Source organism: Rhizobium sp. 01T444 (assembly GCF_056398305.1).
In genome coordinates, this window is sequence record NZ_JBFTPD010000003.1 from 37160 (window position 1) to 51997 (window position 14838).

Annotated in this window: 17 protein-coding genes; 12 read left to right on the forward strand and 5 right to left on the reverse strand. The window is 61.3% G+C overall.

Annotated elements, in window-relative coordinates:
* Window positions 1-9: 9 nt before the first annotated feature.
* The 5 genes from purE (at window position 10) to AC1DTN_RS05765 (ending at window position 3716) form a co-directional block, all read left to right on the forward strand.
* The gene (purE, locus tag AC1DTN_RS05745; RefSeq protein ID WP_162728560.1) at window positions 10-504 is read left to right on the forward strand and encodes a 5-(carboxyamino)imidazole ribonucleotide mutase; all 495 of its coding nucleotides are present in this window, start codon (window positions 10-12) and stop codon (window positions 502-504) included.
* The gene (locus AC1DTN_RS05750) at window positions 501-1568 is read left to right on the forward strand and encodes a 5-(carboxyamino)imidazole ribonucleotide synthase (RefSeq protein ID WP_442206487.1); all 1068 of its coding nucleotides are present in this window, start codon (window positions 501-503) and stop codon (window positions 1566-1568) included. The genes purE and AC1DTN_RS05750 overlap by 4 nt, the downstream gene beginning before the upstream one ends.
* A gap of 177 nt (window positions 1569-1745) precedes the next feature.
* Window positions 1746-1871: a type B 50S ribosomal protein L36 gene (gene ykgO / locus AC1DTN_RS05755; RefSeq protein WP_007826467.1), complete on the forward strand. Its 126-nt coding sequence runs from the start codon at window positions 1746-1748 to the stop codon at window positions 1869-1871.
* A 99-nt stretch (window positions 1872-1970) separates the two neighbouring features.
* Window positions 1971-2588 carry a tetratricopeptide repeat protein gene (locus AC1DTN_RS05760; protein ID WP_442206389.1) on the forward strand — a complete coding sequence of 206 codons (618 nt, stop codon included), beginning with the start codon at window positions 1971-1973 and terminating at the stop codon, window positions 2586-2588.
* A gap of 78 nt (window positions 2589-2666) precedes the next feature.
* Entirely contained in the window at window positions 2667-3716 is a 1050-nt protein-coding gene (locus AC1DTN_RS05765; RefSeq protein WP_477920088.1) for an alpha/beta fold hydrolase, read from the forward strand.
* Here AC1DTN_RS05765 and AC1DTN_RS05770 read toward each other — a convergent pair.
* Window positions 3668-4471 (reverse strand): SDR family oxidoreductase, encoded by an 804-nt coding sequence (locus AC1DTN_RS05770; RefSeq protein ID WP_442206391.1) that lies wholly within the window; start codon window positions 4469-4471, stop codon window positions 3668-3670. The two genes, AC1DTN_RS05765 and AC1DTN_RS05770, sit on opposite strands and share 49 nt — an antisense overlap.
* On the reverse strand, window positions 4468-4797 hold the full coding sequence (locus AC1DTN_RS05775; protein WP_439016524.1) for a nuclear transport factor 2 family protein: 330 nt from the start codon (window positions 4795-4797) through the stop codon (window positions 4468-4470). The genes AC1DTN_RS05770 and AC1DTN_RS05775 overlap by 4 nt, the downstream gene beginning before the upstream one ends.
* Before the next feature lie 106 nt (window positions 4798-4903).
* On the opposite strand from AC1DTN_RS05775, the gene AC1DTN_RS05780 reads away from it, so the two are divergent.
* On the forward strand, window positions 4904-5269 hold the full coding sequence (locus AC1DTN_RS05780; RefSeq protein WP_439016525.1) for a winged helix-turn-helix transcriptional regulator: 366 nt from the start codon (window positions 4904-4906) through the stop codon (window positions 5267-5269).
* A 4-nt stretch (window positions 5270-5273) separates the two neighbouring features.
* Here AC1DTN_RS05780 and AC1DTN_RS05785 read toward each other — a convergent pair whose 3' ends face one another.
* A complete protein-coding gene (locus tag AC1DTN_RS05785; RefSeq protein WP_442206392.1) occupies window positions 5274-5990 on the reverse strand; it encodes an SDR family oxidoreductase in 717 nt (238 codons plus the stop codon).
* Between the two features lie 114 nt (window positions 5991-6104).
* On the opposite strand from AC1DTN_RS05785, the gene AC1DTN_RS05790 reads away from it, so the two are divergent.
* Together AC1DTN_RS05790 and ggt are read left to right on the forward strand one after the other, a co-directional pair.
* The gene (locus tag AC1DTN_RS05790; RefSeq protein ID WP_442206393.1) at window positions 6105-6959 is read left to right on the forward strand and encodes a helix-turn-helix transcriptional regulator; all 855 of its coding nucleotides are present in this window, start codon (window positions 6105-6107) and stop codon (window positions 6957-6959) included.
* 62 nt (window positions 6960-7021) lie between these two features.
* Window positions 7022-8764 (forward strand): gamma-glutamyltransferase, encoded by a 1743-nt coding sequence (gene ggt, locus AC1DTN_RS05795; RefSeq protein WP_113320904.1) that lies wholly within the window; start codon window positions 7022-7024, stop codon window positions 8762-8764.
* 8 nt (window positions 8765-8772) lie between these two features.
* Here the strand turns inward: ggt and AC1DTN_RS05800 are convergent, their stop codons facing one another.
* On the reverse strand, window positions 8773-9480 hold the full coding sequence (locus tag AC1DTN_RS05800; protein WP_113320905.1) for a hypothetical protein: 708 nt from the start codon (window positions 9478-9480) through the stop codon (window positions 8773-8775).
* A 149-nt stretch (window positions 9481-9629) separates the two neighbouring features.
* On the opposite strand from AC1DTN_RS05800, the gene AC1DTN_RS05805 reads away from it, so the two are divergent.
* The 3 genes from AC1DTN_RS05805 (at window position 9630) to AC1DTN_RS05815 (ending at window position 12893) form a co-directional block, all read left to right on the forward strand.
* Window positions 9630-10688, forward strand: coding sequence for an AraC family transcriptional regulator (locus AC1DTN_RS05805; protein ID WP_442206394.1), 1059 nt, complete (start codon window positions 9630-9632; stop codon window positions 10686-10688).
* Window positions 10689-10757: 69 nt separating this feature from the next.
* Window positions 10758-11732 carry a threonine ammonia-lyase gene (locus tag AC1DTN_RS05810; RefSeq protein WP_442206395.1) on the forward strand — a complete coding sequence of 325 codons (975 nt, stop codon included), beginning with the start codon at window positions 10758-10760 and terminating at the stop codon, window positions 11730-11732.
* 132 nt (window positions 11733-11864) lie between these two features.
* A complete protein-coding gene (locus AC1DTN_RS05815; protein WP_442206396.1) occupies window positions 11865-12893 on the forward strand; it encodes an alpha/beta hydrolase family protein in 1029 nt (342 codons plus the stop codon).
* 54 nt (window positions 12894-12947) lie between these two features.
* Here the strand turns inward: AC1DTN_RS05815 and AC1DTN_RS05820 are convergent, their stop codons facing one another.
* Complete coding sequence (locus AC1DTN_RS05820; protein ID WP_442206397.1) at window positions 12948-13745, reverse strand: SDR family NAD(P)-dependent oxidoreductase; 798 nt, start codon at window positions 13743-13745, stop codon at window positions 12948-12950.
* A 128-nt stretch (window positions 13746-13873) separates the two neighbouring features.
* On the opposite strand from AC1DTN_RS05820, the gene AC1DTN_RS05825 reads away from it, so the two are divergent.
* Complete coding sequence (locus AC1DTN_RS05825) at window positions 13874-14818, forward strand: GlxA family transcriptional regulator (protein WP_442206488.1); 945 nt, start codon at window positions 13874-13876, stop codon at window positions 14816-14818.
* The last annotated feature ends 20 nt before the right edge of the window (window positions 14819-14838 follow it).

Here is a 14838-nt window from a genome sequence, read left to right on the forward strand (position 1 = left end):
ATTGTGACGATGACAGACAGACCACCAGTCGCCATTATCATGGGCAGCCAGTCCGACTGGGAAACCATGAAGAATGCTGCCGATACGCTGGAGGCGCTGGAAATCGAGTATGATGCGCGCATTATCTCGGCTCATCGCACACCCGACCGGCTCGTAACCTTCGCCAAGGGCGCACGTGCCGAAGGCTTCAAGATCATCATCGCAGGCGCAGGCGGCGCGGCGCACCTTCCGGGCATGACGGCGGCAATGACGCCGCTGCCGGTCTTCGGCGTGCCCGTGCAGTCAAAGACAATGTCCGGCCAGGACAGCCTGCTGTCCATCGTTCAGATGCCGGGCGGCATCCCCGTCGGCACGCTTGCCATCGGCAAGGCCGGCGCGATCAATGCAGCACTTCTTGCTGCGGCAGTCCTTGCCCTCTCGGACGAGGAAATCGCAGAGCGCCTCGACGAATGGCGCGAGCGCCAGAGCGCCTCCGTCGCCGAATATCCGATGGACGATCTCTGATGGTCAGGACAATAGGCATCATCGGCGGCGGCCAGCTCGGCCGCATGCTTGGCATGGCCGCAGCCCGGCTGAACTTCCGCACAATCATATTGGAGCCGCAGGCCGACAGCCCTGCCGCTCAGCTCGCCAACCAGCAGATCGTCGCCGCCTATGATGACCCATCAGCGCTCGCCGAACTGGCTGGGCTCTGCGATGTCGTAACCTACGAATTCGAGAACGTGCCCGTCGCCGCTGCCGAAATGCTGGCAAAGAGAGTGCCCGTCTATCCCCCGCCGAGGGCATTGGAAGCTGCGCAGGACCGGCTCGTCGAAAAGCGCTTCATCAATGGTTGCGGCATCCCGACGGCTCGTTTCCATGCCATCGACAGTCAGGCCGATCTCGATTCGGCGCTAGCGGATTTCGGCAGCCAGGGCGTACTCAAGACCCGCCGCCTCGGTTATGACGGCAAGGGCCAGAAGGTCTTCCGGTCAGCAGCCGACAGTGCTGAGGGCGCCTATGCGGAACTTGGCTCGGTGCCGCTCATCCTCGAAAGCTTCGTCGCCTTCGAACGCGAGGTCTCGATCATCGCCGCCCGCGCCACCGACGGCACTGTGCTCTGTTTCGACCCGGCCGAAAACGTGCACCGCAACGGCATCCTGCATACGTCGACAATTCCGGCGACAATCTCCGCCGCCACCGCCGATGCGGCGCGCAAGGCTGCCGAACAGATTCTCACCGCGCTCGATTATGTCGGCGTCATCGGCATTGAGTTCTTCGTGCTGGCCGATGGCAGCCTGATCGCCAACGAGATGGCGCCGCGCGTACACAATTCCGGCCACTGGACGGAAGCCGCCTGCATCGTCTCGCAATTCGAGCAGCATATCCGCGCCGTCGCCGGCCTGCCGCTCGGCAATCCGCGCCGCCATTCCGATTGCGTGATGCAGAACCTGATCGGTGACGATATCCTTGCCGTTCCGGACTGGCTGAAGCGTGACGACACGCTGGTGCACCTCTACGGCAAGACCGAGGCGCGCGTCGGCCGGAAGATGGGCCACGTGACGACGCTGACGGGCAAAGCCTGCTGAGCCGTTTGCCCGGCCGGCACCTGAAACCCACGGAAAAAAGCCTTCACGTGGTTGACACAAGGCGGAGGTCGGGTTATCTGCTCCCCCACCTAAAGAGCGCGCCCAGCCGGCGCGCTTTTGATTGTTAAAAGACACGGGCGAATGTGAATTCCCCCAGAAACATCGCGGATCAGAAAAATGAAGATCAAGAATTCGCTCAAGTCGCTCAAGGCGCGTCATCGTGACAACCGTCTCGTTCGCCGCAAGGGCCGCATCTACATCATCAACAAGCAGAACCCGCGCTACAAGGCTCGTCAGGGCTGATTGCGCGTATCCGGTTTGCCTGCCCTCAGGCGGGCATATCGGTTGGTCGCTTCGGTGATCACGCCAAATTTGTTTGATCTTCAGCGATGGCGGGCTAATATGTCCGCCATGCGCTTTTTTGCCTTGACCTCAGCGGCTCTGCCGCTTGCCCTCACCCTGTTCGCTCCTGCTCTTCCCGCTATGGCTCAGCAGAAGGACGTTATCGTCGAACAGCCGGCCGATTCCGATTCGTCTCCCAAGCAACGGCTCGACCAGCTCTATGGGCAGCTGAAGCGTGAGCGCGACCCCGACAAGGCAAGCAGCATCGCCAATCAGATCCGCATGGAATGGAACGATTCCGACAGCGCGACGATCAATCTCCTGATGCAATGGGCCGACAAGGCGATCGAGGAAAAGCGCAATCCGGCAGCGCTCGATTTTCTCGATGAAGCCATCGCCCTGAAACCCACCTATGCCGAAAGCTGGAACCGTCGTGCAACGCTGAACTTCGTGCTCGGCAACTATCGCAAATCGATGGCCGATATCGAACAGGTGTTGAAGATCGAGCCCCGCCATTTCGGCGCCCTGTCAGGCATGGCGGCTATCCTCGCCACCACGGGCAATGACCAGATCACCCTCAAGGCCTGGGAGCGCGTTCTGGATGTCTACCCCGCCGATCGCACCGCGCAGGAGCAGGTCAGCACGCTCTCGGAAAAGCTTGCCGGCAGCCGCACCTGACAGATCCGGCGCGCACTTGACGGCGTAGGAAGGCGCACAATCTTAGCTCAATGATATCGTCACTGTGCGGTTAGTGCCATGCTTGCCGAAATCTCTGCCCTCCTCGCCCCCATCGCCGCCGCCATCGGCTATTCCTCCTACAAGGCCCGCCAGTTCGAACACGCCTATCCCAATATCGGCGAACTGACTGATATCGGCGGCTATAGCTTGAATGCCGTGCATGTTCCGCGCCCAGACACTGCCGATCTTCCGCCGCTGGTCTTCATTCATGGAGCAAGCGGCAATTTGCTAGACCAGACCGGCGCCTTCCGCGAACCACTGGAGGGCCGCGCCGAGATGCTCTTCGTCGATCGACCCGGTCACGGCTACTCGGAACGTGGCGGGCCGGAAAACGCGCTGCCCTCAGGCCAGGCCGATGCCATTGCCAAGCTGATGGAAAAGCGCGGCATCGAAAAGGCTGTTATCATCGGCCATTCCTTCGGCGGCGCAATCGCCGCGGCCTTCGGTGTCCACCATCCCGACAAGACAGCCGGCCTGCTGTTCCTCGCGCCGGCCTCCCATCCATGGCCAGGCGGCATCGACTGGTATTATCATGTCGCGACAACACCGCTTGTCGGCTGGCTCTTCAATCATGCGGTCGTCGTGCCCCTCGGCCTGCAGCGGTTGGAACGCGGGACGCTGAACGTCTTTCATCCCAATCCGCGACCCCTCGATTACGTCGCCAAGACTGGTCCGTCGCTGGTGCTGCGGCCGCGCGCCTTTTACAACAACGCCACCGACTTCAAACGGCTCCATGAATATCTGACGGCCAACGCGCCACACTATTCCGAAATCTCAGCGCCAACCGTCATCATCACCGGTGACAAGGACGAGATCGTCTGGGAGCATCTGCATTCGCGTGGATTGGCGCGGGATATCAAGGGGGCGGAACTTATCATGGTCAGGGGCGTCGGCCACAAGCCTGACTATCTTGCAACCGACGTCGCCATTGCCGCCATGGAGAAGATTGCCGGCAAGGCGCGTGACCTTGCGGCGATTGCCCGCAAGGCGGAAGAGCGGCTTGCCGGCTCTTCCATCAATCAGACGGTTGGAACGGTACCGCCGTCGATCGTATATTCCGCGCCATGAATGGAGGCGGCGCGGGGCGAGGCCAGGAACGCCACGAGCTCCGCCACCTCTTCCGGGCGGCCCGGCCGGCCGATCGGTATGCCGCCCAGCGATTCCATCAGCAGCCTGCGGCCACCATCTTCATCGGTGCCCGCCTCATCAGCGATGCGCCGGATCAGGGCGGTGGCAGCCGTGGTCTCGATGAAACCCGGCGCGATCGTATTCACCCGAACGCCCTTCGGCCCGACCTCTTTCGACAATCCCTTGCTGTAATTCGACAATCCTGCCTTGGCCGCCGCATAGGCGAGTGTGGCTTCATATAGCGGCAGCCGCCTCTGGATCGAGGAAATATGGATGATGACGCCGTGGCCGCGCTCGATCATGCCGGGCAGGAATGCCCTGTCGAGCCGCACCGGCGCGAGCAGATTGGCATTGATATCCGCCTGCCAATGCGCATCCGTCAGCGCAGCAAAACCGCCGCTTGGTGCCGATGAACCGCCGACATTGTTGACGAGAACATCGAGACCGCCGAAGACCTCCAGCACCCTCGACGCGACGCTATTCACGCCTTCCGCCGTGCCGATATCTGCCTGAATGAAGAGCGCCGGCACCTGCCCCTCGGGCAGCGGCGAACGTGCGGTCGTCGCGACCCGTGCGCCGGCTGCGGAAAGTCGCCGCACGATCGCTTCACCCATGCCCTTCGTGCCGCCTGTGACAAGAACACGCTTGCCGATGAACTCGTTCGGATCGAACGAAAATGCCGATACGACAGTCATGCACTGATCTCCAGATGCGTGATTATGCCGCCGGCAAGCGTGAAGTGATAGTATAGTGTGACAGGGCTACCCGGAAAATTCCCGGAGACCAGCGCAGCCACAACCGGCTTGTCTGCGTCGCCGGAAATCTCCCTGGCATCGACCGTCACACCATATTTGCGCGTCGTCTCCTCCATCCATTCGCGGATGTCGACATGACCGCGCCTGTCGTCGCCCTCATCGCGCACGCTGGCATCTGCCGCAAAGCAGGCAAGCATGCCGTCGATATCCTTCTGATTCTTGGCGGCGTAATAGGCGGCCAGCGGTTTCGGAAGCTCGATACTCATTCGGAAACTCCTCTTCGGTTGCTTCGCGAAAAGAATGGGCATAGGCTTACCAGATGACAAGAACCTACAAAAAAGTCAGGTACTTACCTGAAAGTAAGGTACTGCGATGACACCCTATTCCGCAGCGACCGGCGTCGAAAACGTGCTGAAGATTCTGGAAGGGCGATGGAAGCTCATCATTCTTTTCCACCTCTTCGGCGGCAAGGTGCTGCGCTTTTCCGATCTCGAACGCGCCATTCCCGCCATCTCGCAAAAGATGCTGATCCAGCAGCTCCGCCAGATGGAAAACGACGGTATCGTGCTGCGCATCGTCCATCATCAGGTGCCGCCCAAGGTGGAATATCGCCTGACGGATTGGGGTCAGGCCCTTTGCCCCGCTTTGGACGCCCTGCTGAAATGGGCGACCCTGAGGGACAAGGACCTGACCGGCATGGTTTTCGCACCCGAGGAAGCCGTCGACGGTACTGTCTGAGCGTTCAAGCCGCGAGGTGAATGCCACCATCGCAGGTCAGGACGTGACCGCTCACGAAGCCGTTCGAGACCAGGAAAGCGACGGCCTTGGCGACATCATCGGGCTGGCCGATGCGACCGACCGGCGTGCGCCCGGCAAAATCCTGGAACACTGCCTGACGCTGTTCGGCTGGCAGGAAATCCCACCACGGCGTATCGATCACACCAGGCGAAACGCCATTCACGCGCAGTGGCTTCAACTCGGCAGCAAGCACCCGCACCATCGCCTCGATCCCCGCATTGATGGCGGCAAGGCCTGCAGTTCCCGGCATCGCGGCCTGCGCACTAACGGCGGACACGAAAGTAATGCTGCCGTCTGGCCGCAGGAACGGCAGAGCCGCCTGCGCCGTCGCCGCATGCGGGATGAGCTTCGTCTGGAAGCCGGCAACCAGGTCGGCCATGTCAAGCGTCGCGAAGGGACCGGCGCCATGGCCGCTGCCCAGCGCCAGCACGAGATGATCGAAGGATCCGAGACTTTCGAAGGCCTGCTTCACCACGACGGGATCTCGGGCATCGATGGCGATCATTCCGATCTCGCCGGAAAGATGATCAGCCGATGCCTTGAGCTTCGCCTCGTCCCGTGCAGCGATGGTGACCCGAAACCCTTGTTCCAGAAGCAGTCTCGCCGAGGCGAGGCCGATACCGGAAGAGCCGCCGATAACGACTGCGTGCTGCAATGACATGAGAATACTCCTTTGGATGATCGAACTTCCGGCTTTCGTTGCCGGGTGCGCTCTCATCTTGCGGAGTCCCAAAATCGCAAATAGGCCTGATTTTATCCTGGTATCGATACTGATATGATCGTTGCGATGGATCAGAAGCTGGACACGTTCGAAGCCCGCCGTCGCGAATTCGCGGCCTTCCTGCGCTCGCGCCGTGAGCGCCTCCGCCCGGCCGATGTCGGCCTGCCCGACGGTTTTCGCCGCCGCACGCCGGGGCTCAGGCGCGAAGAGCTCGCCATGATCGCCGGTGTCGGCACCACCTGGTACACCTGGCTGGAACAGGGGCGCGACATCCGCCCCTCCCCGCAGGTGCTGAATGCGCTCTCGGATGCGCTTCGTCTTGATGAGGCCGAACGCCTGCATCTCTTCACCCTAAACAGCCGCCAGTCGCCGCAGCCGCTTTCGTCAGCGGCGGAAGTGGTCGATGAGCCGCTGCGCCGGATGCTGGATAATCTGACTCAGCAGCCGGCCTATGTGCTGGGTCGCCGCTGGGACGTGCTGGCCTGGAACCGTGCCGCCGATCTGCTCTTCGGCGGGTATGACCGGCTGGGGCCGGACGAGCGCAACACCATGCACCGGCTGTTTGCCGATGATCTCCATCGCAGCCTGCTGGTCGACTGGGAGGCCGTCGCCCGCGTCTCGCTCGCCATGTTCCGCGCCGACAGCGCCCGCTATGCCGGCGACCCGGATTTCGAGCGCCTCATCGCCCTGCTCAAGCAGACAAGCCCGGAATTCCGCGCCTGGTGGACGCGCCATGAGGTTGTGGCTCCGCTCACCGGCGTGAAGCGCCTGAACCATCCGGTCAAGGGCCTGATGTCTTTCGAACATACCGGCCTTACGCTGATGAGCCAGCCGGATATGAAGCTGATCGTCTACACGCCTCTCGACGAACACGACACGAACAGGAAACTCGCCGAGCTTCTTGCCTGATCATTGTCTGCCGCAGAAGCGACGCCATATCTTTCCCATCGCCGTCCTTTGAGGGGAAATTCATGGATCGCCTTCCCAGACACTCCGCCGCCATTCTCGCCGCCATTTCGCTTTGCCTTGCGCCGTTGCCGGCTTTTGCCGCCTCGCCGGCACCTGTCGAAGCTGAGCATGGCATGGTCGTCACCGCCCAGCATCTGGCAACCGATGTCGGCGTCGATGTCTTGAAGAGTGGCGGTAATGCCGTCGATGCCGCGGTCGCGGTGGGCTACGCGCTGGCCGTTGTCTATCCGACAGCCGGTAATCTTGGCGGCGGTGGGTTCATGACGATCCGGATGAAGGATGGAAAAACAACCTTCCTTGATTTCCGCGAACGCGCACCGCTTGCGGCAACCAAGACCATGTATCTCGATGCTAAAGGCGACATTGTCCCACGCGCCAGTCTCGACGGTTATCTCGCCGTCGGCACACCGGGTTCGGTCATGGGCTTTGAGACAGCCCGCGAGAAATACGGTACCAGGAAGCGTGAAGAACTGATCGCCCCAGCTTTAAAATATGCGAAGGAAGGCTTTACGCTCGAGCAGGGCGATGCAGCCACTTTCGCGACCAGCGCCAAACGGCTCGCCAAGGATGAAGAGGCCGCCAAAATCTTCCTGAAGGCCGGTGGCAGCCCCTATGCGTCGGGCGAAAAGCTGGTGCAGCCGGATCTTGCGGCTGTCCTGCAATCCATCTCCGAAAAAGGCCCCGATGCCTTCTACAAAGGTGCGCCTGCCGAGGCAATCGTCAATGCCAGCCAGGCCAAGGGCGGCATTCTCGCCAAGGAGGATTTCGAGCAGTACAAGGTGCGGGAACTGAAGCCGATCGAGTGCAATTACCGCGGCTATGACATCATTTCCTCGCCGCCGCCCTCCTCCGGCGGCGTCATCATCTGCGAGATCTTGAACGTCCTCGAAGGCTATCCGCTTTCTTATCTCGGCTACGGATCGGCAGAAACCGTTCACATCATGGTCGAGGCCATGCGTTATGCCTATGTGGACCGCAACGCCGCACTCGGCGACCCTGACTTCATCGACAATCCCGTCTCCAAACTGCTGGACAGAAGTTATGCGGCGTCAATTCGTGCCAAGATCGATCCGTACAGGGCCGGCACTTCGGCCAATCTGAAGCCGCTGGGCGGCAAGGAAAGCACCGAGACGACCCATTATTCGATCATCGACGACGAGGGCAATGCAGTCGCCGTGACCTATACGCTGAACGGCTCCTTCGGCGCTGGCGTCGTTGCACCCGGCACCGGCGTGCTGCTCAACAACGAGATGGACGACTTCACCTCCAAGCCCGGCGTGCCGAACCTCTATGGCCTCGTACAGGGCGAGGCCAATGCCATCGCGCCGAAGAAGACGCCGCTTTCTTCCATGAGTCCGACGATCGTCACCAAGGATGGCAAGCCCTTCATGGTGATCGGCAGCCCCGGCGGTTCGCGCATCATTACGATCACCCTGGAAGCAATCCTCAACGTCGTCGATTTCGGCATGAACATCAGCCAGGCGGTCAACGCACCGCGCGTCCATCATCAGTGGCAGCCGGACACCGTCTACCTGGAGCCTTTTGCGCTCTCGCCGGATACCGAAAAGGCGCTCGCCGCAATGGGCTACAAGCTTGATGGCGGAAATGATGCACCGGTCTGGGGGCAGGCCGCCGGTATTCTCGTCGGTGGCAAGAGCCTTGCAGCCATCCAGAAGGGCGGCGGCGCCCGCTACAACGGCGCAATGGACAACCGCGCGACCGAAGGCTCAGCCAACGGTTATTGAACAGCCGCCTAGCGGATCCTGACCCGAACGAAATCGCCATCGATCTCGACGCGTGGCATCGCGCCCGACACGCTTGGCTTCAGGGCATCGACCCAGGAAGCCTTTGCCGTCACCTTGTAATCGACCGACGCGCTGTCTCCGAAACCAAGATAGGCGTCGAGAGCACGAGCGCGGATCGATACTCTCTCGTCCGCTTCGACCCTGTCGAAATCGAGGGAAGCCCGCACGGCGTCTGCGCGAATATCGATGCCCCCGGCATGGCCGTCCAATGTGATGTCGGCCGCCTTTCCGGCAATCGCAAGCTCGGAAAAATGCCCAGTGAGCCTCGCCGTGAAAGCGCTCTGATCGATCCGGAGAGCAGCACCAGCAGGCACATTGGCATTGACCTCGATCATGCAATCGGACGGGTCCAGCCACGACGATGCGGCGATATCGATATGCAAGACCGTGCCTTCCACCCGCATGTCGCTATTGTCGCGGCAATCGGCAAAATACCAGCTTGAATACCAGGACGAGAACCAGCCCTTCCGTCGCCCGCTGAGCGATGCGCCATAGGGCTGGTCGCTTCGCGTGGTGATGTTGATCGAGCTTGCGTCACCACTGATGGCAATCGCACGCACGCCGGAAAGATCGGGAATTGCAGTTGTCGACACCTTGTCCGGCAGAGCGGCTACAGAAGCTACCAGAAGCACCGGCATGACAAGAAGAATGATCATCGGAATCCGTCCATGAATGAGGCCCTCCCGTCGAGGACACTTTCAGGATGGATTTTCAGCCCCTATTTGGAGACCTCGATCACGATCCGGGTCGACCGCGAACGCAATCGGGTTCATTCTGGAATCATTGTTGCTGCCGGATATCGCCGATGATCTTCGTTCCCTTGCCCTTCGTCGTGGCTCTGCTGCTTGCCATCCTGCTGATCCGCATGCTGCGGCAGGGAGATGGGGCGCTTGCCGAAAAGCGGCCTTTCCTATTGCTGATCGGGTTCTACATCCTCCAATCCGTAGTGATCGGCATCCGCTGGGGTTACGACGTCATCGCGATCATGCCGATTCAATCGTTGATCGCGACAACAATCGCGGCCCTCGCCTGGGTCTGCTTCAAGGGGCTTGCTGTGGAAGAGCAACCCACCCTTTCCCGTTTCTGGCCACATCTTCTGCCGACAGCCGCAATCGCAGTCTTGATCGCGCTCTATCCAGAGCCGATCAGTCTCGCCATCATTCTGATCTTCCTCTTCTATGGCGGCGCGCTGCTCTGGCTTGCCCGGCATGGACCTGATGTTCTCGTATCCTCCCGCCTCGACGGTGCAGTGCTGTCCTATCGTTCGCTGCAGATAACCGGCTTTGCCCTCATCGCCTCCGCCGTCACCGACGTCATCATCAGCTTCGATTTCACCAAGACCGGCGGCATTCATGCGGGCGCCATCGTCGCACTCGGTAATGTCATTGCGCTGCTGATCCTTGGCACCGCTGCTTCGGTGGCGAGTAGCGGCAGCAGCATGGAAGCAACATCTGAGGAGCCACCGCCGCCGCCAGCAACAGAAGAAGACGAGGCCGTCGCCGCTGCCCTCGATACGCTGATGCGCGCCCGCCAACTCTATCGGGATCCCGATCTCAATCTCACCCGCATTGCCCGCAAGATGAATCTCCCGGCCCGGCGCGTCTCCACGGCCGTCAACCGCATCCACGGCATGAGCGTCTCGCAATATGTGAACGACTTCCGTATCCGCGCCGCCTGCGAGCAGCTGGTCGGCACCGATCATCCGATAACGCAGGTGATGTTCGACTCCGGCTTCATCAGCAAGTCCAATTTCAATCGCGAATTCGCGCGCATGAATGGCGAAAACCCCACACAATTCAGAAAGCGGCGCGTCCCGCGGGAATCGGGTGGCGCGGCGTCCAATGTCATATTCATGTCACCGTGACAAAGTCGCCGTTCACAAGCAAAGATGCGCGCTCTATGCATGAGCGGCATTAAAGCAGAAGAGATTCCCATGGCCTCCATTGAAATGATCGTTGCCGCCAGGGCCCGCCTGCGCGGACATGCGCGGCGCACGCCGCTTCTCTCCTCCCCCTTCCTCGATGAAATCGCCGGCCGGCGGGTGCTCGTGAAGGCCGAATGCCTGCAGCATTCCGGCTCCTTCAAGTTCCGCGGCGGCTGGTCTGCCGTCTCGGGCATTGATCCCGAACTGCGCAAGAAGGGAGTCATCGCCTTCTCCTCCGGCAACCATGCTCAGGGTGTCGCGCTGGCCGCACGCATGCACGGCGTTCCCTCTGTCATCATCATGCCAAGCGATGCGCCGAAGCTGAAGATTGCCAATACGCGCGCCTTCGGCGCCGAAGTGGTGCTCTATGACCGCGCCAATGAAGACCGCGACGAGATCGGCGCGAGACTTTCGGCCGAACGCGGACTGACTCTCATCAAGCCTTTCGACGAACCGCTGGTCATTGCCGGCCAGGGCACGACCGGGCTGGAAATCGCCGAACAGGCGGAGGAGGAAGGTGTCAGGAATGCCGAAGTCCTCGTTCCCTGCGGTGGTGGCGGGCTGAGTTCGGGCATCGCGCTGGCATTGGAAGCGAGTGCGCCGGGCTTCCGTGTCCGTCCCTGCGAACCAGAAAATTTCGACGACACCACGCGATCGCTTGCATCGGGCAAGATCGAGCGCAACGCCACCATGAGCGGGTCGATCTGCGATGCGATCGTCACGCCGCAGCCGGGCAACATTACCTTCCCGATCCTCAAGCGTCTGGCCGGACAGGGTATTGTCGTGACGGATGATGAGGCGCTGCGCGCCGTAGCCCTCGCCTTCACCCGCCTCAAGATCGTCGTCGAGCCGGGCGGAGCCGTTGCCCTTGCTGCCGCCCTCTTCCACGGCAACCAGCTGGAGAGCGACACGGCCGTCGTCGTCACCTCCGGCGGCAATATCGACGCCGACGTGTTCACCACTGCACTCGAACGCTTCGGCTAACGCTCGACAACGCTCTCGAAGACCCTGATCGCGATCGGCGACGACCTCGATCATGATCGGGGTCTCGCTCACCTGAAAAACAGCGAAAACCTCGTCTCGCCGCCATATGGCGGTCTTCGTTCCGAGGTTTCCATGAGACATCTTCTCACCCTGCTGCTGTCGGCCTGCCTTCTTGCTGTCAACACTCCGGCACATGCGGCCGACCCTGTCGGTCTGTCCTTTCTTTCGCTTCCGGTACCCGAACGCCACGGCACCATGGAGATCTCACTCTGGTATCCGGCCTTAGCAGGCGGAACGCCCATCCTGATCGGAGACAGTCCGCTTTTCAAAGGCGAGACCGCGCAACGGGACGCACCGGCCGTCGCCGGCGACTATCCGCTGATCCTGCTTTCCCATGGCGGTCTGAAATCCGGCCCGTTCATCGGCGCCTGGATGGCAGCACGCCTTGCTTCGAAAGGCTTCGTGGTGGCAATGATGCGCCAGCCGGATCCTCGGACGATGACGACTGAGGAGAGCGTTCATGAAATTTGGCTCCGGCCCGCCGATCTCTCAGCCGCCCTGACCGCGATCGAGAAGGACAGCACACTACCTGCAAAGATAGACCGAAACCGTATCGGCGTGCTGGGCTTCCTCATCGGCGGAACATCCGCACTTTCGCTTGCGGGCGGCAGCCTGGATCCGGAAAGCTTTGCGCGTTCCTGCGGTCCCAATGGCGCCGGCGTCGACTGCGCCGAGTTCGCCAGAGCCGGTATCGATCTCCACTCCGTCGACAGGCAGCAGCTCAGCCGCTCTCATCTAGACACGCGGGTGAAGGCGGTCGTCGTCATCGATCCTGAATTCGGCGCCAGTTTCACACCCGAAAGCCTCAAGCGCATATCGATCCCGGTCCGCCTCACCAATCTCGGCACGCCGGCGACCATCTGGCCTGGGCTGCGGCTATCAGGCCTAGAGGACGCTATAGCCAACGCGCGCTACGATCTCCTGGGCGATGCTTCGCAATATAGTGCCTTCAGCGAATGCAAACCGGGAGGCGCTGCGATCCTTCGGGAAGAAGGTGAAGAACCTCTCTGTGACGATCCCCGGGAAACGAGCAGGGCCACTATCCACGATCGCCTCGCTGAGAATGTCGCAGCGGCCTTCCGCACGGATCTTCCCCAATAGAAAACATCGTCCGCAGCGACCTGCCGCGGACGATGTCTTCGCTATCGATCGTCTTCAGGCGATCTTGTAGCGCGCAGCCGGAGCCGAACGCGACAGGTTTGGCATCAACGCCTGGCGGGCCTGTTCATAGGCAGCAAGCAAGCCGGCATCTTCAAGCGCCGGGATCGTCGCAAATTCTCCCTCGGTGAGACCTGCCAGCGAGGCATCGACCATGTTTTCCGCCGACATGACGATCTCGCCCGGCAGATGTTCGACCGGCGTGCCGGCAATGCCCCAGAATTCGGTAGCCGTGGCACCCGGCAGCACGACTTGAACGCGAATATTCTTGTCGGCAAGCTCGTGCTTCAGCGACTGGCTGAAGGCGAGCACGAAGGCTTTGCTACCGCCATAGACACCGTTCAGGACCTCGGGCGCGATTGCGACGATCGAGGCAATGTTGATGATTGTGCCGCCACCGCGGGCAACGAGACCTGGAACCGCAGCATAGGTCAGCCGCGTCAATGCCGTCACGTTGAGCTCGATCATTTCCTGCATCTTGTCGACGTCGGACGCGAGCAGCGGCGCCGTGCCGCCGAAGCCGGCATTGTTGACGAGCAGGGTAATGCTCTGATCTTCCTTCAGCACCTTCTCGACCTTGGCAAGATCGTCCTTCTTGCCGAGATTGGCGGACAGCGTCTCTACGGTCCGGCCCGTCTCATCGGTCAGCCGGCTTGCCAGTGCCTTCAGCCGATCACCGTTGCGGGCGACGAGGATGAGATTGTAGCCCTGCCTCGCCAGCCGGTGTGCATAGATCGCGCCAATGCCCGAAGAGGCGCCCGTCACCAGTGCCGTACCCTTGTCTTCATGTGCCATGATCGTTTCTCCATTTCGTACGCCGGCCCGATGCCTTGCGCTTGAGGAGAGTTTTACGCCCGATTGCCGACGTCCTAAATGTCATATATACCACCTTTTAGGACATCCACTTTCAGGACACGATGACCATGCAGCAAATCGGCTTCCTGCTCTTTCCCGGCTTCCAGATCATGAGCCTTGCCGCCGTCTCGGCCTTCGAATTCGCCAATATCGAGATCGGCGAGAAAGTCTACGACATCCATTATCTCTCGGAGACCGGCGGTCCCATCGCCAATTCGCTGGGCATGATCGTCGAAACGGAAGCCTTCGGCGATCCCGGTTTCGACACACTGATCGTCGCCGGCGCGCCTGACATCAAGCTGCCCAACGAAGCCGAGGCGGATTTCATTCGCGCCGCCCTCCCCGCTGTCCGCCGCCTCGCCTCGATCTGTACCGGCGCCTTCCTGCTTGCCGATGCCGGCGTTCTTGATGGCCGCCGCGCCACGACCCACTGGTATCGCGCCCGCGAACTGCAGAGCCGTTACCCTGAAATCAGGATGGAAGAGGACCGCATCTACATCATCGACGGTTCCGTCTGGACCTCGGCAGGTATGACGGCGGGTGTCGATCTGGCTCTGGCCATGGTCGAGAAAGATCGTGGCCTGGAGATCGCCCGCGCTGTTGCCCGCAAGCTGGTCGTCTATCATCGTCGCGCCGGCGGCCAGTCGCAGTTTTCCGCCCTTCTGGAACTGGAGCCGAAATCCGACCGCATCCAGAAGGCGCTTGCGCATGCCCGCAGCAATCTGAAATCCACCCTCTCGGTCGAGGAACTGGCCGAGGCTGCACATCTGAGCCCCCGCCAGTTCAGTCGTACCTTCCGCGCCGAAACAGGTCAGTCCCCCGCTAAAGCAGTCGAGAACCTGCGGCTGGAGGCGGCCCGCCTGATGATGGAGCAGGGCCGCCATCCGATCGAGGTCGTCGCCCGCGAGACCGGCTTTGCCGATCGCGAGCGCATGCGACGCGCCTTCCTGCGGGCTTTTGGCCAGCCGCCACAAGCGATTCGCCGGGCGGCACAGCAGGAACTGCTGGCGTGATGCACCCGGCAAAGCCGGAT

Bases quoted from the DNA above. Each gene is read 5' to 3' on its own strand.
- AC1DTN_RS05815 (WP_442206396.1), top strand. From the start codon at position 11,865: ATGAGACATCTTCTCACCCTGCTGCTGTCGGCCTGCCTTCTTGCTGTC.
- AC1DTN_RS05780 (WP_439016525.1), top strand. From the start codon at position 4,904: ATGACACCCTATTCCGCAGCGACCGGCGTCGAAAACGTGCTGAAGATT.
- AC1DTN_RS05820 (WP_442206397.1), bottom strand. From the start codon at position 13,745: ATGGCACATGAAGACAAGGGTACGGCACTGGTGACGGGCGCCTCTTCG.
- AC1DTN_RS05805 (WP_442206394.1), top strand. From the start codon at position 9,630: ATGATCTTCGTTCCCTTGCCCTTCGTCGTGGCTCTGCTGCTTGCCATC.
- AC1DTN_RS05810 (WP_442206395.1), top strand. From the start codon at position 10,758: ATGGCCTCCATTGAAATGATCGTTGCCGCCAGGGCCCGCCTGCGCGGA.
- purE (WP_162728560.1), top strand. From the start codon at position 10: ATGACAGACAGACCACCAGTCGCCATTATCATGGGCAGCCAGTCCGAC.
- ggt (WP_113320904.1), top strand. From the start codon at position 7,022: ATGGATCGCCTTCCCAGACACTCCGCCGCCATTCTCGCCGCCATTTCG.
- AC1DTN_RS05775 (WP_439016524.1), bottom strand. From the start codon at position 4,797: ATGAGTATCGAGCTTCCGAAACCGCTGGCCGCCTATTACGCCGCCAAG.
- AC1DTN_RS05785 (WP_442206392.1), bottom strand. From the start codon at position 5,990: ATGTCATTGCAGCACGCAGTCGTTATCGGCGGCTCTTCCGGTATCGGC.
- AC1DTN_RS05770 (WP_442206391.1), bottom strand. From the start codon at position 4,471: ATGACTGTCGTATCGGCATTTTCGTTCGATCCGAACGAGTTCATCGGC.
- AC1DTN_RS05790 (WP_442206393.1), top strand. From the start codon at position 6,105: ATGATCGTTGCGATGGATCAGAAGCTGGACACGTTCGAAGCCCGCCGT.
- AC1DTN_RS05760 (WP_442206389.1), top strand. From the start codon at position 1,971: ATGTCCGCCATGCGCTTTTTTGCCTTGACCTCAGCGGCTCTGCCGCTT.
- ykgO (WP_007826467.1), top strand. From the start codon at position 1,746: ATGAAGATCAAGAATTCGCTCAAGTCGCTCAAGGCGCGTCATCGTGAC.
- AC1DTN_RS05825 (WP_442206488.1), top strand. From the start codon at position 13,874: ATGCAGCAAATCGGCTTCCTGCTCTTTCCCGGCTTCCAGATCATGAGC.
- AC1DTN_RS05800 (WP_113320905.1), bottom strand. From the start codon at position 9,480: ATGATCATTCTTCTTGTCATGCCGGTGCTTCTGGTAGCTTCTGTAGCC.
- AC1DTN_RS05765 (WP_477920088.1), top strand. From the start codon at position 2,667: ATGCTTGCCGAAATCTCTGCCCTCCTCGCCCCCATCGCCGCCGCCATC.